Raw genomic sequence first — 22,209 nt, 5'->3', positions numbered from 1 at the left:
ATGCCAAATTATATGATTGTAGATGGAATCCATGTGGAATTCGACCAGGAAAAAAATATTTTAGATGTTGTGCGGAAAGCAGGAATCGAATTGCCTACCTTGTGTTATTACTCTGACCTGTCCATTTACGGCGCATGCCGTATGTGTGTAGTGGAAGATGAACGGGGAAGGATTATGGCTTCCTGTTCCACTCCTCCAAAAAATAAAATGGTAATCCAAACCAATACTCCAAAATTGCAGAAATACCGGAAGATGATTCTGGAATTGTTGTTATCTGCTCACTGTAGGGATTGTACGGTTTGTGAAAAAAGTGGAAAATGTAAATTGCAGGATTTAGCATACCGTTTCGGCATTAAATCTGTACGCTTTGCAAATACCACCGTCAAAAAACCGATGGATACTTCTTCGAAAGCGATTGTACGTGATCCTGGAAAATGTATCCTTTGTGGTGACTGTGTACGTATGTGTAATGAGGTACAAAACGTTGGGGCAATTGATTTTGCATACCGTGGTTCCAATATGATTGTCAGCCCTGCGTTTGAACGGAGTATTGCGGAAACAGACTGTGTCAACTGTGGCCAATGTGCGGCTGTCTGTCCAACAGGGGCAATTACCATTAAAAACGAAATTGACCGGGCATGGGACGCAATTTATGACCCAACTAAACGAGTTGTCGTCCAAATCGCTCCAGCTGTCCGTGTTGCATTGGGGGAAGAGTTCGGTCTGCCTGCTGGAGAAAACGTAATGGGTAAAATCGCGGCTAGCTTGAGGAAAATGGGATTTGACCATATCTATGATACCAATCTTTCCGCTGACCTAACGGTTACAGAGGAAGCGGCGGAATTTGTAAAACGAATCAAAAAGGGGCAGACAAAAGAATTCCCATTGTTCACATCCTGCTGTCCAGCATGGGTACGTTATATGGAAACCAAACATCCAGAGTTAATGCAATATGTATCCTCCTGTAAATCTCCAATGCAGATGTTTGGGGCGGTAATTAAAGAATACTATCGGGAACAGGACGAAATGGATGACCGTCAGACCTTTATGATTGCTATTATGCCATGTACCGCAAAAAAAGCAGAAGCCGCACGGGAAGAATTTGTTCGGGAAGGTGTGCCGGATATTGACCTAGTTTTAACTACTTCTGAATTATGCCAGATGATTAAAGAAACTGGTATTAAATTTAACGACCAGGAACCAGAAGCTTCGGATATGCCGTTTTCCTTGTATTCTGGTGGTGGTGCTATCTTTGGGGTTACTGGTGGTGTTACAGAAGCCGTGATTCGTCATGTGATGGATGACAAAAGTTCCGTCGCATTGCGGGAACTAGAATTTATTGGTGTACGTGGCGCGGACGAGATAAAAGAATGTGAAATCGAAGTGGAGGGAAATCCAATCCGAATTGCTGTAGTAAGCGGGTTAAATAATGCGGAAACAATTATCCAACAAATTACCAACGGAGAACGCCATTACGATTTTGTAGAAGTAATGGCCTGCCCAGAAGGTTGTATTTCTGGAGCAGGGCAGCCATTTAATCTTCGTGGAGGACGTAAAATGCGAGCAAGAGGTATTTATCGTGTGGATAAAGTTGCGCAAATTAAACGTTCTGGAGAAAACCCAATGGTAAAAGAATTGTATAATGGTATTTTGAAGAACCGGACCAAAGATTTATTACATGTTCATTACCATAAATAATACATAAAAAATAAACGGAAGATTTTATTGCTTCCGTTTATTTTTTATGTATAAATATCTTGAATGTCATGATATAGCTTTTCAGCAAATATATGACACCTTATCATATGATTCCTTTTAGAATGAATTAATTACCGGATTTTCTATATCGAGTCAATATTTTTTGAAGTGCCTATCAAAAGTAGAATGTTCTGAATATCCAAATAAAAGTGCGATTTTTTCAATAAAAAAATTTATAGAGGTACTTTTAACAATAAACAGTTCAATATATCTAATAAAAATCAACTATTTTTGTTTATTTATTCTATTGTGATGTAATTTATAGCAGGGTATAATAAACTTATCTTTTATGTTCAAGGAGGAAAAGAAAATATGAAGTTAAAACGACTTTTGAGCGTTGTGCTTTCTGCAACGATGGCAGTATCCGTTATTGGTACAGTGCTTCCAGCATTTGCATTGGAAGATGACGGTTTGGAGGTATCTGCTTTTCAAACAAGTTCCCGCTATGATCTGGGAATTGATGCTGATAATGTGCGGATTGGTTGGGAAATTGATGCGGAAAACCGTGGTATGGTACAGTCCGAATACCATGTAATCGTAAAGGATAGCAAAGATACCATTGTATGGGACAGTGGATGGGTTACATCAGACCAACAAACAGGTATCCGGCCACAAGGGCTAAAGCCGGAAACAGTGTACACCTATCAAGTCAATATTAAGGACCAAAGTGGAACAGAATCCAGTTGGAGTGATCCTAAAACGATCGAAACCGCTCCGGCAAAAGTGGATGGGCAATGGATTGCTTCCGACAGTTTATTGAGAAAAACCTTTGAGCTGGATCAGCCATTGGAAAACATAGATCGGGCACGTTCTTATATCGGTAGCACTTCTTATATGGAGCTGCGAATGAATGGCAATAAAGTAGGGGATATGGTGTTGGCACCTAAAAAACCGGTTGCTGATTTAGAATGTTATTATAATACTTATGATATTTTGCCTTATTTGCAGGACGGAAAAAATACAATTGGTGTTATGGTAAGCGGCGTCAATTCGCTGGGTGACCGTGCTGCTGGTATGATAAAAATTTATTATAAAGATGGTACGACCCAAACGATCTCCACTGATACCAATTGGAGGGCTTCTGCAAAATCAGAAATTACACGAGAAAATTTATCTACTGGGGAAGATGTCAATGCCAATTTGCGTGACAGTTGGGATACTAACGATTATGTAGAGGATGAAACCTGGTCAAACGCATTACCAGCAGGACCTACTATTGTGGATGGACAATTACGTATCCCTTCCAATAGCGGTATTTATTACAGCAAACAATCTTTTAGTGGGGATTATACCATTCACGCAACAGTAACTCCAAGACAGAATGCGTATGGGTTAGTATTTGGACATGGAAATCCAAACCCTGGCATGTGGCAGTTTAATGTGGAAGGGGCAGGAGTATTGCGTGCCCACCATCCAGGACAGTGGACAACAGTAGATACCATCCCTTGCGATGATATAAAAAAAGACGTTCCAATTGATGTTGCCGTTACGATCCAAGGAACAACAGTAACAACTTCTGTCAATGGAAACACTATCCATACCACCACTGTAGGAGAAGGGGAAACGACTGGTCCAATAGGAATGCGAGCGGCCTTAAATGAATCCTTTGATTTGGACAAAATGTGGGTAGAACAAAATGGAGAGGTGATCTTTGAAGATAATTTCGATACAGTAGATTATGAAAAATGGAATTTTCCATCTTCTCCTGATTTAGTCCCTTCTATCAGCGGTACAAAAGTAATTGATGAAATTAAACCAATTTCAGTCCATGAAAGTACATCTGTGGATAAAACTCGTCCCTATGCGGAAGATGGGGCGTTGGTTCTGCCAACCAACTGTGGTACATTCTATTCCAACCAATCTTTTAGTGGGGATTATACCGTTGAGGTAGCAGCAAAAACTAACAGTGTATTCGGATTTTTGTTTGGTAGTGGAAATCCAAACCCATGTATGTGGCAGATTAAACCAGATAACAACGGTGCGCTTTATCTGCATCGACCAGGAGATTGGACTGATATTAAAGGCATTTTTGGGACACCAGGGGTTGATCCAATCAATGATTGGGTACATATGAAAATTGAAGTAAAAGGCAACCATGTGGCTACCTATATTGGTGATATTTTAGTGGATGAAGTAGATCTTCCAGAAGGTAGTACGACAGGACCATTGGGATTCCGTACAACCATAGATGAAAGCAGTACAGTGGATTATGTACGTGTTACTCAAAACGGGCAGGTGGTATCTGAGGATAATTTTGATAAAATAGACTCTTCCAAATGGGCTGGTTTTATTGAACCAACTACCAATTATGTTTTGGATTACGGAAAAAATATGCAGGGTTATGTAAAAGTAGATACCACTGGACCAAAAGGTTCCACGATCTCTGTAAAATATGCGGAATTGCTAAATGAAGATGGTTCGATTAACGGGACATCAACCTTCCACCACCCATATTGTAGTTATACCCTTTCCGGAGGGGAAGATAGCTTTGAACCTAGATTTTTCTATACTGGGTTCCGTTATGTAGCGGTAGAGGGGGTTCAGGGAGAATTTGACCCGAATGATTTCACCGCTTGCTTTGTCAGCGATGATGTAACACAAACAGGTTATTTTGATTCTTCCAATGACCGTTTGGATCAGGTATTTGATATGTACTACCAATCCCAACGTTCTAATATGATGAGCAATTATACCGATTGTCCACAACGTGAAAAGAATGGTTGGACTGGGGATGCTTCCGTTATTAAAGAATCTGCGGCAATTATGTTGGATGATTATACTACAGCGGAAGCATTTATGAAAACTATGTATTTGGACATTACTGAAGAAGGGCAGCCATTTACAGTGGTACCTTGGATTTCTACTGATATTGCCACTAATGCTGGATTTGATATTACCTGGACATCCGCTTATTTTGTTTTTCCATATCAGACCTATATGCAGACAGGAGATCCATATTATCTAGAAATGGCATATGAACCATTGACAAGGGTATTTGATTACTATAAATCTTTGGATAAAGATGGGGATTATATTGTAACTGATAATGTTTATGGTGACTGGCTGGGATACGATAACCAGGAAGGAAAAATTGACCGTGGATTTTTAACTGCGCCATATTTTTACTATTGTGGTTGCTTATTAGCTGAAATGGCGGATGTTATCGGAGAAGACCATACAGAGTTAGATGCTTATTTAGATAATGTATATCAGGCATTGCAGAATACCTATAATAAAGAGACTTATTTCAGTACCGAAACCCAAACCGCAAATGCAATGGCATTGGATTTTGAAATTGTACCACCTGAAAATAAAGAAGCGGTAGTACAAACATTGGTGAACGCTGTTACCAACGCTAATACCACCATTAAAACCGGTGTATTGGGAACAAAATCCATTTACAGCGCACTGGGAGAAGCCAACCAGCATAAAACATTGTTGGATATGACCATTACTCCAGAAAAATGTTCCTTTGGCTATATGATTGATAACGGTGCGACAACCTTGTGGGAATATTGGGATAAATTTGGTGAAACCTTTAACTCTAACTTAACTCCAAATGATGTAGGTGCTTATGATTCCCAAAACCATGCCATGATGGGAGGCGGTCCAGCAACCTGGATGTTTAAAGGACTGGGAGGAATTACCGAAACCGAAGCAGGTTATGAGGAAATTACCTACCGTCCAGGTGTTGAAAGTGAATTGGAATATGTAGATAGTTCGATTGATACCATTAGAGGGTTGGCGGAATCCAATTGGGATATAGTAGACGGCGACCTGATATGGGATGTAACTGTTCCAGCAAACAGCACTGCAACCATTAAAATCCCAATGAAAGACGCAAAAACCATTACTGAGTCCGGCAATGATATTTTCCAGAAAGATGGAAATGGAATAACCTATGTAGGTCAGGAAGAAAACGGGGACTATGTCTATACAGTAGGCAGCGGAAGCTACCACTTTGTAGCGAGTGAACAGGAAAGTATAGTAGAAACCGATAAAGACATCCTGAATAAAATCATTGCCTATGCGGAAAACGCAGCAGATAGTGATGAATTTGACAATGTCATCACAGATGTACAGGAATCCTTCCAAGCAGCATTGAATGCAGCAAAAGAAGTAGCAGGAAATGATGCAGCAACTCAGGAAGAAGTAGATGCAGCATGGCAGACCTTATTAAATGAAATCCATAAACTAGGCTTTGTCAAAGGCGATATTACTTCTTTGGAAGATTTGGTAGTATTAGCAGAAAGTTATGACATGGATGACTATGTAGAAGCAGGTCAGGCAGAATTCTTAGAAGCATTGAAGGCAGCACAAGATTTATTAATGGATAAAGACAATGCAATGGCGGAAGAAATCGAAACAGCAGAAAGTAATCTGTTGAACGCGATGCTGAATCTGAGATACAAAGCGGATAAGTCTATCCTGGAAAAAGTGATTGCAGAAGCGAATGAAGTTAATTCCAATGCATACACAGTAGAAAGCTACGCAGTATTGGAAGCAGCAGTAGCAGAAGCGAACGCAGTAATGGCGAACGAAGATGCAACCCAGGAAGAAGTAAACGCAGCAGTAACAAGTGTACAAGAAGCAATAAAAGGTCTGGTAGCAGTAGAAAAACCATCTATCGAAACGTCAGATGACAACAAAGCGGATAGTACACAAACAGGACAAGAAAGTACAACCACAAAAGCAAACGCAGCGAAAACAGGTGATGTTGTTCCAATTGCAGGAGCGGCAGCAATGGCAGTAGTAGCAGGGGCGGTACTGTTGATTTCCCGTAAGAAAAAATAACTTGAATTAGGGACATTTTTTCTTTCTTAGTAATAAAAATCAGGGGATCCAAATCGGACCCCTGATTTTTATTATTTTACTTTTTTATCTGTCGTTATTAGCAACATTATCATATTATAGGCGTTACTCTTACGGTATCTTGTTTTATATTACTATGTATGACGGACGATATAGTTGAATTCAGCACTAATCTGAAACTATTTTTTCCTATGGTGTAGGTTTTAAATGAATATAACTTTTTTATAGATGAAAATAGATAAACTTTGGTAGTTTTTTGAGGGGAAGTGCTTTAAAAAATATCATGATTTTAGTATCTAATAAATTTTTTAGATAGTAAAAACAACAATTGGAATCTATTGAGTGATAAATAAAAATTATGCTTTTTTCGTAATATCTTTGTTTTGATTGTTACAAATAGTATAATACAATCTATAAATTCAATATGTAAATTTAGAGATTAAAAAATAGATCATATTTTGTGTAATTGAACAGATAAGTTATTTTATATGCTAAATAAAAATTCATGAAAACGAATGGGGTTTTATGACTTGTAAAATGGGTTATAGTGCAATAAAAATACTCATAGTATTCATAACAATAATTTATACAAATAGACAATCCATTATTTCCCTAAAAGTTATCTTATACAAATAAAATGATAAAATATTTAGATGTAAAATTAATTTTAAAAAATGGATTAGAAGATTCTTTTTATATTTTTGTCAATATTTTTTTACCGTAAAAAACAACCACAGGTCACTATTAAAGTGACCTGTGGCTGATAAGGAGATTGTTTTAATTTATTTATAGAGAAAAAGAACATAAAGATTGATCATATTATTTTTTCTTGCGGGAAATCAACAGTACTGTTCCTGCTACTACTATTGTTATCGCTCCTGCGATTGGGGTTATATCCCCTGTTTTCGCTGCGTTTGCTTTTGTGGTTGTACTTTCTTGTCCTGTTTGTGTACTATCCGCTTTGTTGTCATCTGATGTTTCGGTAGATGGTTTTTCTACTGCTACCAGACCTTTCATTGCTTCTTGTACACTTACTACTGCTGTATCTACTTCTTCCTGGGTTGCGTTTTCATTTTCCATTACTGCTTTTGCATTATTTACTGCTGCTGTCAGTACTGCGTAGCTTTCTGCTGTGTATACGCTTGCATCTACTTTTCCTGCTTCCGCTATCACTTCTTCCAGGATGGTTTTATCCGCTTTGTATCTCAGGTTCAGCATTGCGTTTAGCAGATTATCTGCTGCTTCATTGATTTCTGACTGCATTGCATCACCATTTTGGTAAACTGCTTGTGCTGTTTCCAATGCTGCGGTGAAATCCGCTTTGCCTGCTTCTATATAACGGTCTAGTTCAGCATTAATTCCGTTTGCTGCTTCGATTAAGCTTGCTAGTTCTGCTTTATCCCCTGCGATAAATCCTAATTTATGGATTTCGTTCAACAAGGTCTGCCATGCAACATCCACTTCTTTCTGTGTTGCTACCGCATTGTCTGCCACTGCTTTCGCATTTTCCAATGCTTTATCAAAGGATTTTTGTACCGATTCAATGGCATTATCATATTCACCACTTGATTTTGCATTTTCTGCATAGGTAATCACAGAATTTAAGATATCTTTATTTACTTCTACAGTTACTGATTTGGTATAAGTTTTTAAAACAACATTACCTGTCATACCAAAATCGCGGGACTGATTGTTTTCAGAATCAGCGTTTCCTGTCCATCCAGGATACCGGTCATTTGTAGTGTGTTCCTCATATAATCCACCTGGACGATATAAATCCCTTAAAGCATTCATTAAAATACTGGTAACTTCCACTTTAATTGTATTTTCTCCAGGAGATAAGAAATCTGTTATATCGGCTACAGTGTCACGTGGATTTAATACAGATACCTTTTGTCCATTAACATAAACGGCACCTGTCTGTCCGCTAATGGATTCAATATCCAAATATGCACCATTACTACTATTCCAGTTATCTGGAAGGGTAAATGTTGTCTCATAATATCCAATGCCGGATACATATTCACCTAATTCCGGAATGTCTTTCCAGGATATAAGGTCAGAGATTGGACCAACATTAATATTTTCTTTGCTAGTAGGCCAAATATATTCTGTAGAGGAATAAGCTGGAGAAACAGGATTACCAAAGAGACGTTCTGATGCTTCCTCACCGATAATATCAGAAGCCCAACCTTCTGGACGGGATTCTGTAGCATATTCTTGGATACCGTTCAAATCTGGAGACCATTTTTCAACAGTCAAATTCCAGGTTGGCAACTCAATATCATTTGGAACCGTGATATCTTGTGTTACAGTGGAACCATCACTTAATGTAGCCGTATAGTTACCGGTTTGAGAAGCGAGCATATAAACGGAACCCTCTGAAATATATGCTTTATCTGCAGTTGTACTGACAACATGTAGGCTATCGGCACTGTTTTTATCCAGTACTACCATAGTGGCGTCACCAGGTTAAACTGTTAAGGAAAATACTGTTTTACCATTTTGTAAACTATAGTTCAATGGTTCTATTTCACCAGTATAAGCATTGTATTGATAAGGTTTACCAGGTATATCGAGTGTGATTTCAACTTCATAAGCTTCTTGCTGATCCCATCTGTGGTTATATGCGTACAGATAAACTTCATCATTAGTTTCACGCATTGTAGTTACAATATTGTGATTGGTTTCATCAAATGCTGCACGTGGATAAACTCCAAGTTCTTGCAATGCTAAGTAAGCATCATTATCAATACCATTTTCAGATGCAGTCACTGTCCTTGAGTTTGGTAAAGCTTTGATTTGTGCAACAACTGCCTGTACTTCTTCATCAGAATCATAACTGTACATGGATTTGCTAGCTGCTTCTCCATGCTGCCAGGTATTGTAAACAGTATCGCTTTGGCATTCAATTACTTCACTCAACCCATTTACAAATACAACTGGTAAACCTTGCTGAGTAAACTCAAGCAGTTTTTTTGCGCTGGAAAGTGAGATCTGTTCCTGATAGAGGATGACAGCTTTATATCCCATTGTGTCAGGATTAATCTGTCCATCTTTAAATTCAATATATTCTTCATTTTCTAAAATTGATGAAGCAAAGTACTCATAGTTATAACCCATCTGTTGCATAGTCAAATCTCTGAAGTAATGGCCTACTTCATATTGTGCAGGTGTTTGGAGTGCCTCCGCTCTACGGTGTAAACTATCAAAGTGGTAGTCGGTACGTAGGATTGCAAAATCCATTTTTGAAACGCCTTGTTGCAACATTTTTTGATAGCGGGAAATCATGGTTGTCCATTCTTTGTAATGAATGCTGGATGGTTGCCTTTCACTAAACCGTTCTGGATAGGTATTTAGCATTCCGTCGTTTCCAGGCCATAATACTTGGTCGCTACCTACAATACTAGAATAACCATGTAACACATTTTTTTGGACACCGCCAGCAAATGCTGCATAAATATGTTGTGTATGCTGGTCAATATTCATTTTATAGGTTGCGTTACCCAAAGCGCCCATCTCAACAGAATATAGTTTATTAAATACATGGGCTCCTCCGGACATACCACGGTATCGGTCAATTTGTGATTCAAAATCAAGGGATTCCGTCTCAACACCGTCTACAAACTCAGCCGGAGTCGAAATTTCAAAAGGCTGGTTGTAGGAAATTTCTGCACGCAGTGTCATACCTTTTTCATGCAGCCATTCACGCAGAGGTTCCAGTGTGTTTTCTGAATACATTTTAGTTACATATTCTAGGATATCGTTTCTGACCTGAGCAGTTTTGCCTTTATCTGCGTCAGAATAAGCTTCATAAAAGCTAGTAGCTCCACCGGAGCGGTGGTTACCACGGACAAATGGAATCCAAGGAATAGGATCATATCCATATTCTTCCATAAATCCTTCTCTCATCTCTAAGCCCCAAATCATTTCCCGATTATTACGGTTAAAACAGCTTAGTTCAAGAGAGTCCATATACAGTTCTACCTTGCCGTTTTCCCGGATTAATTCTTCCATATCCGGTGTAAGAATATATTCATCCCAATATTCTTTCAAAGCTTCGATTCCATAGGGGTCCATATAATTGACAGTATAGTTTGTAGCCACGGATGGTTCAGCGGTTTGACAGGTACCATGAAGCCATATTGCCACAATATGGACAGGATAACCTGTGTTATTAGTATATTCTACTGTATTTGTGTTGGTATCCACTGCTCCTTCTGCCATTAGGTCAACAGGTGTAATATCATGAACCTGATATTCTCCAACACTAACATCATTGATCCTGCTACCATTGGATTCAGTGCTTTCCAGTGTATATGCATAAACACCTTGCAACTCAAACTCAGGTTCATATATTTCTTTGATTGCATCCGGGATTGTAGGGAGTGTAAGGGCTCCAGAATAGCTTTGTCCAGCTTCGACTGTATTGGTTGTTATTTTAATTGTTTCAAAGCGGCTTTATTGTCTGGATTAAAGCTTTCTCCATCATAGGTAAAGGTATCAGGGAGATTTGCAGATTCCCAGTTAGTACCACTTGTCATAGCAATACCCATATCCAGTTCAGTTGCTTTTTTTATGAGAAGTTTTGTATCGTTGACCCATTCAGCAGAACCCCAGCCATAGTAGGAACGCTGTGAATCGTAAGCACCACCATTATCAGGCATAGCTAAAACTTCGACACCAGAAAAACCTTGATCATGTATTTTTTCCATTTCTTCTTCCAAAGTCGCATTGGTATGATGTCCTTCATTTAGCCACCAACGTGCCCATGGCCAAAAATTTTCTTCTGGTTCGTCATACATTTGATGTAATTTTTGAGTAAAAGAATCTTCCACATTTGTTGTGGGAATTTTTCCGCTTCCTGTTGCCGCAATAACAGTACTAATTGGCTGAAGCGATGCGGTAACAAGAATGGCTGCTAGTAATGCAGCTAGACTTGATTTTAATTTTTTGGACATATCTTTTTCTTCCTTCCTTTGCGAACGGCTCTTTTTTAAAAAATTAGTTTCCTCTTCATTATTATTTCTGGTTAGAATCTATTTGCTTTAAAAATATATTCCCCCTTTACTTTTTACCTTAAATTTTATAAAACAAAGATGCGGTAATATGCCATATACACCTCCTTTATGGCAGCTATCCATACTGTTGGAAAAATTGAAACTCAAACTTCAACATGGATCCGATTAGCAGTAGGTTAGATATTCGCATCTGTTTTAGTGAATATAAAAAATAGTAGCTATCCCTAAATATAAAGTTGTGATTTGCAAATTGATAATGATATTTTTCATTGTTTCGATCTATGAATGGAACTATATGTAAAAATGATATAAATATTAATAATTATGATAAAAATATTATATAAAACGCTAAAATTGTTGTCAATGGAAAGGGTTGCGGATTTAAAAAACAAAAACAGAAAGTTTCTTGTATAGTAAATGACAAACTTTTTATAGATGTATACAAAGGTAGAAACAATGCAGATAAAGCCAAAAATAAGAAAAAATTACCAGTATCTAATTATATTTTCCAGTATCCTATAATCAACATTTTATTTTTTGGTATCCATATATCATTCAATATTTTTTATACATTTTTCTTTCCGTAGATGTAATTATATCTTATTGTCTAAAGCGTAAATTATATCTAAGATTCAGTTCGCCATATCACATGTTCAAAATAACAAGTTATTTATTCCGATCTATCATCATAATCTAAAAAAGAATTCGAATATAGTTTACATTCAAACTTATTTGTTTTATATTCTCAAAATAGATTATTTGATTGATGTAAGTTATGACACTTGTAGTTTATAAAAAGAAAAAAGTCCGAATGCGATATACATTCGGACTTAGTTTAGAAAGGTCAAACAAAATAGATGCGATTTGGTTGTGAGAAAATTACCTTGATAAAAGAAACGAGTCCAAACACAATATGCGTCCGGACTCAATCTGGCGGAGAGAGAGGGATTCGAACCCTCGGTAAGGTGTTTGCCCTACACACGATTTCCAGTCGTGCGCCTTAGACCAGCTCAGCCATCTCTCCAGTTATAAAATTGTAAGCTGTTTCATCAGACAGCTTAATTATTATAGCATGATGATCGAATTATGTCAATATCTTTTTTAAAATTTTTTTATTTTAAATAAAGTATTGTAACCCCTTGATTAAATGATTTTATCTTTTGCTTGATACGAGGATGTTTCAGACATTTTTGAATCATATTTTGTAGGGTTGTACCAGAATGATACCCATGGATAATATGAACTTCTTTTACATTTATACTAATAGAGTTTAAAAATTGTTCTAAATAACGTTTTGCTTGTTCTTTTACCATATTGTGTAGATCCACAGTTATAATTTGTTTTTTATTATCTAAAGTCATAATATTAACCTTATTCCTATAAAATTAGTACTAGTGTAACATAAAAGGGAGCTGAAATCAATAAAGTAGGTGAAAAAAGTGAAATTAACACTAAACCATTTACGGCCGGGACAAACATGTGTTGTATTGCACATATGGGGAAATAAAGCTTTGCGAAAACGGTTAATCGAAATGGGCATAACTCCAGGAGTACAAATAAAAGTTCATAAATATGCCCCTTTGGGGGACCCAATGGAACTACATTTACGAGGGTATTCATTGGCTATTGCTCGCTCTGCTGCGATGCAAATACAAGTAAAAATACTTTTTCGTAAAAAAGAATAATTAGTTCTACAATATCAGTTTTCTAGTTCGTCAAACGGGATTTAATTTATATTGTTTATCGGATAAAAACGTTTTTTAAAAATGAGAATTTTGGTTTGTAACATAGAAGTTTTTTGACTAACAATACTTTATCAAATAATATTGAAAATACAGGTTTAGATGTTATGAAATAACGAGCAATACAATAGTACTAAAATAAGCGCCCCGTTAAAAAATAAATGGAACGCTTATTTTAGGATATTTAACATTTAATCTGTAAAGAATAGAAAAAAGAAAACTACTATTATTGATACATAAGAAAACTATTTTATCAAAGAAATATATTATTTTAGGTATTCTCCTACCAGACGATTAACTAGACCACCATCTGCCTTTCCCTTTACCAAAGGCATTAAGTTTTTCATAATAATACCTTTATCCTTTACGGTAGGTTGGGTAATTCCTAATTGATCTAATACAGATTGAATTACTTGTTTGATCTCTGTTTCATCCATCATTTTTGGAGCGAACTCATTTAATACTTCCAAACGGTTTTTGCATTCTGTAAGGATATCATCCCGTCCATCTGGAGCATTTTCCATAGTTTCCTGAGTTTGTTTAATTTCCTTTAATATAATTGCGTTTTCTTCTTCCTCGGTTAAGTCCTCCCGTTTATCAATATATTTTGCTTTTAGAGCGGATAACAATAAAGATAACGTTTCTTTTCGATCCATTTCCTTGTTTTTTAAGGCTTGCATCATTGCTTTTCTTACTTCGTCCATTTTACTCATATTAAAAACCTCCTACCATTTTAAAATTAAATTTAATATTGTTTTTGATTATGTGATATTATATTTTAACCTTTGTTCAATCCAACGATATTGTCTCTGGAAAAAGATGTATTCTTTTTTACAGATAGAACATACAAGCAATGGAAAATCTCCTTGTTTGCAATGAAGCATCCTACCAGTGGGAACCATATTATTTTTGCAACATTCGTACAACATAATAACTTTTCCTGGGACATGGGTACGATATGGATGATCTAAGCCTTTCATAAAAAGCTCCTTATGGATGAAAAGAGTCATTTTGCATATAATAATAGTTTCCTTCTTTTCTAAGAAAGCCGGTTTTTACCAGTTCGCTTAAAGAACGGTATAAACTGGAGCGGGCAATATGAAGAATTTTTGCTAAGGATACCATACTTTGAGAAAATTGAACTCGCCCTTGGCTATCACAATGTTGCGCACAGTACATAGCTACTTTTTGGTGAGAAGAACCCAATGCAAATCCTGCTATTTTATGGTTAAAAAACCGAACACCATTAGATAGAAACCGAATATAGTTTTCTGCTATAATATAGTATTTTTTCATAATCAAAGTTAATGTTTGTTGGGATAAAAACAATATAGTAGTAGCTTTTTCCGCCTTAATTTCGTTTACATAATAATTTTGTTCTTCAAATAAAGTGGCAGATCCAAATATATTACCTGGTACAATTTGGTTTACTAGGATTTGTGATGGGCCATTCCCACAAGTTACTTGGGCAGCTCCACATAAAATAATACCAATCGCCTTTCGAAAATGGGACCGAGAATAGATAATTTCTCCTTTGGCAAATACTTCAGGAGATGGAAAATAAACCAGCAGTTCTTGAAACTCTTCCTTTGATAGTCCTTGAAATAAAAATGACTGCTGTAATATTTGTTGATTACAATCTTCCATTTTTTTCATTCCTAACAGCATATATTTTCATAAAAATGCTTTCATTAAAATATAAATTATACCATATGAACGTTATAAAATCAATTTGATATAGATTTGCTTAATAAATAGAAATACAGTATAGAAATCTATACTGTATCATAATTCATTTAATCCTCTGTTTCTATGAAAGAATTATCGTCCAATCCACCGCGTTTGATGAATAATTCTCTTACCGCTGTGGAGCAACCTGCCAAATAGATTGCTTTTGTTTTAATCTTACTAATAGAAATTAGGCTGAGCATTTCAGAATCTAAATAAGAAGAAAGCTGTTGCCGTAGAAAGTTTACCAAAGCAGAATTTTCAAACATTTTTCCAAAAAATACAATTTTTTCTGAGTCATACATTCGAACAGTGTTAATAATTGCCATTGCAAAATATTTAGCACAATCCGCAATAATATCACAAATTTTTGGGTCACCAAATAAATTTGCCTCATTTAAAACACGTTGCCCTGGTGCCTTTGAATCTGGCCCTAAAGCAGCAAATAGTTTAGGGGTGTTTTCAGGAGAGTAGATAGCATCTATTTTTTTAGTCATTGCTTCCCCTGAAATAATGGTACTTAAACAGCCGTCACATCCACAGAATTTGCAGTGTTGGCCATTTGGATCCACTACTAAATGGCCAAATTGGCATGCGTTATGATGGATCCCAAAATAAATGGAGTTGTCAATAATTACAGATGATGTAATATCCTTACGGTAGCGAACAAACACCATATTACGAGGTTTTTTATCTTCTTCGTAACCAAAATCAATATCAGCTAAAGCAAGAGAGTTTACCAATTCTTCTGCCACAACACGGTATCCTAATATTTCTTCTAACGGCTTTGTCAAAGGAGTAAAATCCATCTTTTCTCCTTTTGGAATCACGCCAAGTTCTGTAAAGTGTTGGGTTGGGATACAAAGCCCCATTCCAAGGATTTGATCATTGGTTAAACAACTTTCCGCTTTAATATCTTTTGCATGGCGTGCAATAGAATCTAGCATCCGTTGTACGTTTAACATATCAGGCAGACGTTCCGAACGTTTACCGAGAACATCTCCATTAAGGTTAGATAAACCAACACTAATCACACCACGGTCTACCACTACACCAAACACAAATTTATAGTTGGGCGCAATATCAATTAAAACTTTTTTTCGCCCTCTGGTTGCTTTTTTTCCGTTTGGGTTTGCCTCTCCTTTTTTATATAAAATGCCATTTTCCATCATTTCATTTGTGATAATTGTAACAGCTGCCCGTGTAAGCTCTAATGAACGAGAGATGTCTATTCTGGAAGTAGGTCCGTGCTGGCGGAGTAATTTAAGAATTTGCATACGGTTACAACGTTTTAGATCTAACTTGCTAATACCGGACTGTTCCATATTTGTCAACTCCTTTTTTTTACAAAATTACTTGTTAATTTTATTTTAACGTATTTTTCTGTTAAAGTCAATGAAAAAAGTGTTTGTTTTAACTAAAACTATAAATAGAAAGAAAAAATTTTTAAAAAATGCAATAGAAAGGTTTTATTTTGACAAAAAATAAATTTTTTTCATAATTTTTAACGCATCTGTTAAAAATTATAATCTTTATCAAAATATATTGTTTTTGCTTGCGCAATATGTTAAAATGAAAATAAAAGATAGTGTAGGGAGGATTTGGTAATGAAACTTTTGATTTTAGTATTGAATAATGTTAGTAAATTGGATAATTTAATGGTAGAGTTAGCAAACCAAGGAGTGAAGGGTGCTACTATTATTAATAGTACTGGTATGGCCCATTCTTTATATAATCATCAGGAAAGTAAATTGATGAACTCTTTGAAAGCTTTGTTGGATCCAGATTTACCAGATAATAAAACGATCTTTACCGTGGTGGATGATGAGCAGGAAGCTATTTTTGTGAAAGTAGTAGAGGAAGTAATTGGTGATTTAAGTAAACCTAATACAGGAATTATGTTTACCCTTCCTGTCAGTGATGTAAAAGGATTATCCAAATAATAACAGATAATAAGCCACTAGCATGAAAAGTGCTGGTGGCTTTTATTTATGTTGGCTGCGGTATTTTCCAGGTGAAACCCCAAATGTTTTGCGGAATACCTTACTAAAATAACTGATATCATTATAACCAATTAACTCTGATATTTTATCCAAAGAAAAGTTGGTATGTAACAGATACCCAATCGCATTTTGCATTTTAAACTGTAAAAGAATTTCATTAAATTTATATCCAGTGTGTTTTTTTATGTAGTGGGATAAATAATTGTCCGAGAAACCAAATTTCTCTGCCACTTCCATTAAACTAACATTTGCACAATGGTTACTAATATACTCCAAAATATTAGAAACCGTTTCTGGATAATGATTTTTCAGGTTTTCCATCTGCATTTTCTCCGTTCTCTGGCGTGCAAACATAGACCATAATTCGATTAACTTTGCTGAAATAACCTGTTGGGAATATGGACGGTTCAAATAATATTCCAAAATCATCTGGTGTAAAATCAAGGTAGTATATGGAGTATTTTCAAAGACTAAATAAGGGTGGATCGGACTCATCCCCAAACTGGTATCCAAAAACAAGTTGGTTAAACTGGAATTATGCATAGTTGGATTACTCAATACCTCAGTAGAAAACTCTTTTCGAATCATGATATTAAACAACATGGTATCTTTTGTTACAATTTCTGGAGAATGATAGGCATATGGATTCATTAATACAATTTGGCCTTTTCCCTGCTTTATTGTATTATCCAAAAGATGGTTGATAATTTCTCCTTGATATACATAGTTAATCTCATAAAAATCATGGTTGTGCAACTGTTTAATATTAAGCTGTTGTTGCGTCTTATCGTATTGTGTCTCCCAGATATGAAAAGATACCGCAATGTTCTCCTGATCTTGAATATTGATATCAGTGTGGATATTCATTTTTTGATCCAACACATATTCTTGTTTATCAAAACAGGAAGTCCTTTTCCACTGCCCAGACATCCGGTTGGAAAAATCCTGTGCTTTTTGTATTGCTATCTCAATACATGGATCCAGATTTTCAAAATACTTCATCATTTCTCTATAACTCTCCATATTACCCCTCCTAAGCTCATTATACTATACCTTTTATAAAAATTCTAGTTTTTTCTATAAATCACTTTATATCTTGTGAAAATACCATAAACATCGTAGAATATTACCTATTTGTCAACAAACTATTTTTGGTATGATAAAAATATATTATAGCTGTACAGGTTTATAATTCATTCACAAAATAAAAAGGAGAGAGACCAAATGAAAAAAATAAAACGCCTTTGTGCTGTAGGTCTGTGTTTGGCAATCATCGCAGCAACTGCTTCTACCAGTCTACAGATGGTTTCTGCAATAGAAACAGAATCTTTTTCGCAAAAAATATCTTCCTTATATCAGGAACCGGAAATGGAATACAAACCGGAAACCCGCTGGTGGTTGGCGGAAGGATCCCATACAGATGAAACATTGTTGGAATCCATACAGGAACTATATGACGCAGGTTTTGGCGCAGTGGAATTTGTTACCTTAGATGAATCGAAATATCTAGATAACCAGCGGTATGCATGGGGTTCAGAAGAGTGGATCCATGATTCCCACCTAATTGTTGAAAAATGTACAGAACTGGGGATGGGGGTCAGCTTTACCAGTGGGACAAACTGGGGTACAGCAAACTTAGTGAGCATTACACCGGATGATGAAGCTGCTGCCCAACAGCTGGGGTATAAATCTCAAGATTTTGCGGCGGGGGAACATTATCAAGGTATACTCCCTACCCCAGAGCTTCCTGATAAGGTAACCAAAATGAGGTTGGAACGGGTTATCACCGCAAAAAAATCACAAACATCTGCAGAAAATACCACTCATTTGGTAGAAGGCAGTTTAACTGATATCACTAATATGGCAACCCAAAATAGCGATAGCAGTTGGTCGATTGATTATACTGCCCCTACAGATGGAGATTATGTGTTGATAGCATTCTGGCAATATGGAACAGGAGAAACTTTTAAACCTGCAATTTCTGATTCCTTCACTATCAACTATTATTCCAGGGAAGGTGCTGACGCCTTAATTGAATACTGGAATGAAAATGTTTTGGATGATTCGTTAAAAGAAATGATTTTAGAAAACGGAGATGTTTCCATGTACATGGATTCTCTAGAAGCGCAACCTTCTGGAGATTACAGTACAGGAAACTTTTGGTCCGCGGATTATCTCCAGGAATTCCAAGAACGTCGTGGTTATGATTTAAGTCCTTACCTACCAGTTATCGTTCTAAACAGCTATGGCCCATTTGCAAAAGAATTCCAATATACATACACCATTGAAGGACAGGAAATCCTCTGCGAAAAAATCAGGAATGACCTGTATCAAACCAATACCGAATTGTATATGGAAGAATGTTTAGATGTCTTGACAGAATGGCTCCACAGTTTTGGCATGACATTGCGAGCGGAAAATTCTTACGGTGAATTTTTGGATTATTCCCAGCCAGTGAAGAGCCTAGATTGGGTAGAAACGGAATCATGGGAATTCCACTCTGAAATTGACGAGCTCCGTAATCAGGCAGGAGCCGCCCATTTATATGGAAAAACCTATTCTTCTGAAACAGGTGCAATTGTAGGGCAAAACTATCTGCATAACAATGATTATTTCCGCCAGATTTTCTATACCCAGTTTGCTTCTGGCGTCCAAAGGACAGTATTACATGGCTATTCTTCCGCTTATGGCCCGGAACAAAACACCAACTGGCCAGGATACGAAGGGATGGGAGCAACTATTTCGGAACGTTTCAACAAACGTCAGCCAGGTTTTGTGGATTATCCAGAATTGAATACCCATCTATCCCGTTTACAAAAGGTATTGCGCCAGGGAACTATAAAGATGGATGTAGGTATTCTCCGCACTGATTACAGCCTAAATAATACCTGGTGGTTAAATACAGAAAGCTACGATGACAACTATATGCGCCAAAATAAAGGATTGCATTGGCAGGATACTTCCCTCCAAAACGCAGGCTATACCTATGATTATTTTTCGCCAATGTTGTTGCAGGATCAGGATATTTCCTGTACCAATGGACAAATCCAAGCAGATGGAGTTGGCTATCAGGCTTTGATTGTTTATCAGGATAACATGCCTTACGAAACCGCAAAAGTACTGTATGAATGGGCAAAATCTGGCCTACCTGTCGTAATTGTAGATGGACCTACCGAAGATTTAATCCGTTGCTTTGTCTACGATAAAAATGAAAGTGCCGCTTTACATACCACTTATAATGATGGCAAAGATAACGAGATGCTTGCTCTGATGGAACAAATAAGACAACTTGACAATGTTGCAGTAATTCAAAGCCAAGACCAGGCAGATGATGCATTACTCAGTCTTGGTATTCACCCTCGCGCTGAATACATAGAACCAAATTCCAAACTGCTTTCGGTTGTACGTCAAGCGGAGGATGCAAGTTATTTATTCTTGTATAACTATATGTATACAGATCAGACAAACTATCAAGGTCAGGTATCTGTTGAGGGAACCTATAAACCATATGTATTGGATACTTGGACTGGGAAAACAACGGAATTAGCAGAATACAAATACCAAGATAACAGAACTATTTTAAACGTTGACCTTGCCCCAGGAGATGTTATGGTCTTTGCTTTGGATCCTAACGCTAATGATGATACAACCGTCATCATGAAAAACAATGTGGACCAAGTGGTAGTAGAAGATGGAAAAACCATGATGTATGTTCCGGACTCTGGAAAATCAGCGTTAATCTACAGTGATGGTACAACCTATGAAACGGAAAACAACACAGTTCCAGAAGATATTACATTGGATCAATGGAACCTGACAGTACAAGATTGGCAGCCAGGGGAAAAACTGACCCGTACAGAGGACAGAGGGTTAGGCTATACCACTACAGAAGTGACCTATGATACCAATAAAGTGGATATCAACGTGGGGGAAACCGAATTAATTCCATGGAAAGAGATCCCGAAAGTGGGGAAAGATGTATCTGGAGTAGGAACCTATACCACAACCTTCACTTTACCGGAAAATTGGAATCAAAAAGACAACGCATTAATATTTAACGCGGATTCCTTTGGTGGAGGGACAGCAGCAGTCTTTGTCAACGGGCAACAAGCAGAAGTCAACATGGATAATTGTACCGCTAACCTCTCTAAATACGTACAACCTGGAGAGAACACATTGGAAGTTCGAGTAACCAGTAGCCTTACCAACCGAATGGTTGCATTAGGCAGAGTGAGTGCGGAACCAGACGATTATGGATTAATCGGTAACGTAGTGTTAAATACTTATACCAAAGTAGCGGTAACAGATACGGAACAGCCTACTCCATCCAATCCATCTGAAACACCATCCGAAACTCCAAACCCATCCAATCCAAACCAACCAGATGGAACTGACTCACCACAAACAGGCGATACTGTCCCAGTTTTCGGAATTACTGCACTTTTGCTTACGGTGGGTACGCTGGCAATCATCCGCAAAAGAAGATAACTTTCCTATTTTCTTATTTTGTAAAAAACAATCATTTTAGTCTAGCCTATCAACTGATTTATCGGGTTCTATTTTATTTTTCTTATATACACTTTAGCACAACACAAAAAAATCCGTCAGGAATCTTCCTGGCGGATTTCGTTTTGCTATCAAGCTGTTTTTTCTTCAGATTAAATTGATGATTCCCTTTTTCGATTTATTCATTATTAAAATACCTTAAAAAATTGTAACCTTTATGTTTCTCCAATTTAGATGATCTTAAAGATGGATACAAGACATGCAGGCATGTCATTATTTATACTTGACAACGATAAATTTTTTGGATTTCATGAAAAAAACCTGATGTGGGAACCAATAAGAGGGATGGGCGTTTCGTTTCCAGAAAGGGCATGGCAGATTCCGCAAACTGCAAGGCAAACCCAAATAATAGTCAAACAAACTTGCAACACAAATCCTACAATAAAAATCCACGAAACAAAGTAAAGGAATATTTCTACTACAATACCTGATATTAACAGTAAAAAACCTTGATTCGCATGATATCGGCAAAAGGTGGGATGATCACCAAACAATAAAGGAAGAAAAAATAAAACCCCACTATAAGCAGTCGCTGACAACAGTTTGTCCTTTTTACAAATCATAAGCGCCACCTCATTG

15 protein-coding genes and 1 tRNA gene are annotated in these 22,209 nt (G+C 36.8%); 5 read left to right on the top strand and 11 right to left on the bottom strand.

Features of this window, described 5'->3' with window-relative positions:
* Both H8Z77_RS06625 and H8Z77_RS06620 read left to right on the top strand, forming a co-directional pair.
* On the top strand, window positions 1–1,698 hold the full coding sequence (locus H8Z77_RS06625; RefSeq protein WP_069986673.1) for a [FeFe] hydrogenase, group A: 1,698 nt from the start codon (window positions 1–3) through the stop codon (window positions 1,696–1,698).
* A gap of 372 nt (window positions 1,699–2,070) precedes the next feature.
* The gene (locus H8Z77_RS06620) at window positions 2,071–6,552 is read left to right on the top strand and encodes a family 78 glycoside hydrolase catalytic domain (protein WP_186996538.1); all 4,482 of its coding nucleotides are present in this window, start codon (window positions 2,071–2,073) and stop codon (window positions 6,550–6,552) included.
* 837 nt (window positions 6,553–7,389) lie between these two features.
* On the opposite strand, the gene H8Z77_RS06615 is transcribed toward H8Z77_RS06620, so the two are convergent.
* The 5 genes from H8Z77_RS06615 to H8Z77_RS06595 all read right to left on the bottom strand — a co-directional run bounded on the left by H8Z77_RS06615 (window position 7,390) and on the right by H8Z77_RS06595 (window position 12,952).
* On the bottom strand, window positions 7,390–9,027 hold the full coding sequence (locus H8Z77_RS06615) for an FIVAR domain-containing protein (RefSeq protein WP_186996537.1): 1,638 nt from the start codon (window positions 9,025–9,027) through the stop codon (window positions 7,390–7,392).
* Window positions 9,028–9,042: 15 nt separating this feature from the next.
* Window positions 9,043–10,908 (bottom strand): glycosyl hydrolase, encoded by a 1,866-nt coding sequence (locus H8Z77_RS06610; RefSeq protein WP_186996536.1) that lies wholly within the window; start codon window positions 10,906–10,908, stop codon window positions 9,043–9,045.
* A 98-nt stretch (window positions 10,909–11,006) separates the two neighbouring features.
* A complete protein-coding gene (locus H8Z77_RS06605; protein ID WP_186996535.1) occupies window positions 11,007–11,531 on the bottom strand; it encodes a hypothetical protein in 525 nt (174 codons plus the stop codon).
* A gap of 991 nt (window positions 11,532–12,522) precedes the next feature.
* Window positions 12,523–12,615 (bottom strand) — tRNA-Ser (locus H8Z77_RS06600).
* Between the two features lie 88 nt (window positions 12,616–12,703).
* Complete coding sequence (locus H8Z77_RS06595; RefSeq protein WP_186996534.1) at window positions 12,704–12,952, bottom strand: Smr/MutS family protein; 249 nt, start codon at window positions 12,950–12,952, stop codon at window positions 12,704–12,706.
* 69 nt (window positions 12,953–13,021) lie between these two features.
* On the opposite strand from H8Z77_RS06595, the gene H8Z77_RS06590 reads away from it, so the two are divergent.
* Entirely contained in the window at window positions 13,022–13,276 is a 255-nt protein-coding gene (locus tag H8Z77_RS06590; RefSeq protein ID WP_076939095.1) for a FeoA family protein, read from the top strand.
* A gap of 323 nt (window positions 13,277–13,599) precedes the next feature.
* Here H8Z77_RS06590 and H8Z77_RS06585 read toward each other — a convergent pair whose 3' ends face one another.
* The 4 genes from H8Z77_RS06585 to H8Z77_RS06570 all read right to left on the bottom strand — a co-directional run bounded on the left by H8Z77_RS06585 (window position 13,600) and on the right by H8Z77_RS06570 (window position 16,386).
* Window positions 13,600–14,046 carry a GatB/YqeY domain-containing protein gene (locus H8Z77_RS06585; RefSeq protein WP_069986685.1) on the bottom strand — a complete coding sequence of 149 codons (447 nt, stop codon included), beginning with the start codon at window positions 14,044–14,046 and terminating at the stop codon, window positions 13,600–13,602.
* Between the two features lie 48 nt (window positions 14,047–14,094).
* Window positions 14,095–14,313 (bottom strand): hypothetical protein, encoded by a 219-nt coding sequence (locus H8Z77_RS06580; RefSeq protein ID WP_069986687.1) that lies wholly within the window; start codon window positions 14,311–14,313, stop codon window positions 14,095–14,097.
* Window positions 14,314–14,323: 10 nt separating this feature from the next.
* Window positions 14,324–14,980, bottom strand: coding sequence for a Crp/Fnr family transcriptional regulator (locus tag H8Z77_RS06575; protein ID WP_186996533.1), 657 nt, complete (start codon window positions 14,978–14,980; stop codon window positions 14,324–14,326).
* A 149-nt stretch (window positions 14,981–15,129) separates the two neighbouring features.
* Window positions 15,130–16,386 carry an ROK family transcriptional regulator gene (locus H8Z77_RS06570; RefSeq protein WP_186996532.1) on the bottom strand — a complete coding sequence of 419 codons (1,257 nt, stop codon included), beginning with the start codon at window positions 16,384–16,386 and terminating at the stop codon, window positions 15,130–15,132.
* Window positions 16,387–16,668: 282 nt separating this feature from the next.
* Here H8Z77_RS06570 and H8Z77_RS06565 point away from each other — a divergent pair, with 282 nt between their 5' ends.
* Entirely contained in the window at window positions 16,669–17,004 is a 336-nt protein-coding gene (locus H8Z77_RS06565) for a P-II family nitrogen regulator (protein WP_186996531.1), read from the top strand.
* A gap of 42 nt (window positions 17,005–17,046) precedes the next feature.
* Here the strand turns inward: H8Z77_RS06565 and H8Z77_RS06560 are convergent, their stop codons facing one another.
* Window positions 17,047–18,087, bottom strand: coding sequence for an AraC family transcriptional regulator (locus tag H8Z77_RS06560; protein WP_186996530.1), 1,041 nt, complete (start codon window positions 18,085–18,087; stop codon window positions 17,047–17,049).
* Between the two features lie 201 nt (window positions 18,088–18,288).
* Here H8Z77_RS06560 and H8Z77_RS06555 point away from each other — a divergent pair, with 201 nt between their 5' ends.
* Window positions 18,289–21,552: a glycosyl hydrolase gene (locus H8Z77_RS06555; RefSeq protein WP_186996529.1), complete on the top strand. Its 3,264-nt coding sequence runs from the start codon at window positions 18,289–18,291 to the stop codon at window positions 21,550–21,552.
* 326 nt (window positions 21,553–21,878) lie between these two features.
* Here the strand turns inward: H8Z77_RS06555 and H8Z77_RS11775 are convergent, their stop codons facing one another.
* A complete protein-coding gene (locus H8Z77_RS11775; RefSeq protein WP_069986696.1) occupies window positions 21,879–22,193 on the bottom strand; it encodes a magnetosome magnetite crystal formation protein family in 315 nt (104 codons plus the stop codon).
* Window positions 22,194–22,209 lie beyond the last annotated feature (16 nt).

The sequence above is a fragment of the Clostridium facile genome, assembly GCF_014297275.1.
In the GTDB taxonomy this organism is placed as follows: Bacteria; Bacillota; Clostridia; order Oscillospirales; family Ruminococcaceae; genus Massilioclostridium; species Massilioclostridium facile.
This window is presented reverse-complemented; position numbering and strand designations above follow the sequence as displayed.

Excerpts from the sequence above, each read along its gene's own strand:
- H8Z77_RS06625 (WP_069986673.1), top strand. The coding sequence starts at position 1 with ATGCCAAATTATATGATTGTAGATGGAATCCATGTGGAATTCGACCAG.
- H8Z77_RS06620 (WP_186996538.1), top strand. The coding sequence starts at position 2,071 with ATGAAGTTAAAACGACTTTTGAGCGTTGTGCTTTCTGCAACGATGGCA.
- H8Z77_RS06615 (WP_186996537.1), bottom strand. The coding sequence starts at position 9,027 with ATGGTAGTACTGGATAAAAACAGTGCCGATAGCCTACATGTTGTCAGT.
- H8Z77_RS06605 (WP_186996535.1), bottom strand. The coding sequence starts at position 11,531 with ATGTCCAAAAAATTAAAATCAAGTCTAGCTGCATTACTAGCAGCCATT.
- H8Z77_RS06595 (WP_186996534.1), bottom strand. The coding sequence starts at position 12,952 with ATGACTTTAGATAATAAAAAACAAATTATAACTGTGGATCTACACAAT.
- H8Z77_RS06585 (WP_069986685.1), bottom strand. The coding sequence starts at position 14,046 with ATGAGTAAAATGGACGAAGTAAGAAAAGCAATGATGCAAGCCTTAAAA.
- H8Z77_RS06580 (WP_069986687.1), bottom strand. The coding sequence starts at position 14,313 with ATGAAAGGCTTAGATCATCCATATCGTACCCATGTCCCAGGAAAAGTT.
- H8Z77_RS06575 (WP_186996533.1), bottom strand. The coding sequence starts at position 14,980 with ATGGAAGATTGTAATCAACAAATATTACAGCAGTCATTTTTATTTCAA.
- H8Z77_RS06570 (WP_186996532.1), bottom strand. The coding sequence starts at position 16,386 with ATGGAACAGTCCGGTATTAGCAAGTTAGATCTAAAACGTTGTAACCGT.
- H8Z77_RS06565 (WP_186996531.1), top strand. The coding sequence starts at position 16,669 with ATGAAACTTTTGATTTTAGTATTGAATAATGTTAGTAAATTGGATAAT.
- H8Z77_RS06560 (WP_186996530.1), bottom strand. The coding sequence starts at position 18,087 with ATGGAGAGTTATAGAGAAATGATGAAGTATTTTGAAAATCTGGATCCA.
- H8Z77_RS06555 (WP_186996529.1), top strand. The coding sequence starts at position 18,289 with ATGAAAAAAATAAAACGCCTTTGTGCTGTAGGTCTGTGTTTGGCAATC.
- H8Z77_RS11775 (WP_069986696.1), bottom strand. The coding sequence starts at position 22,193 with ATGATTTGTAAAAAGGACAAACTGTTGTCAGCGACTGCTTATAGTGGG.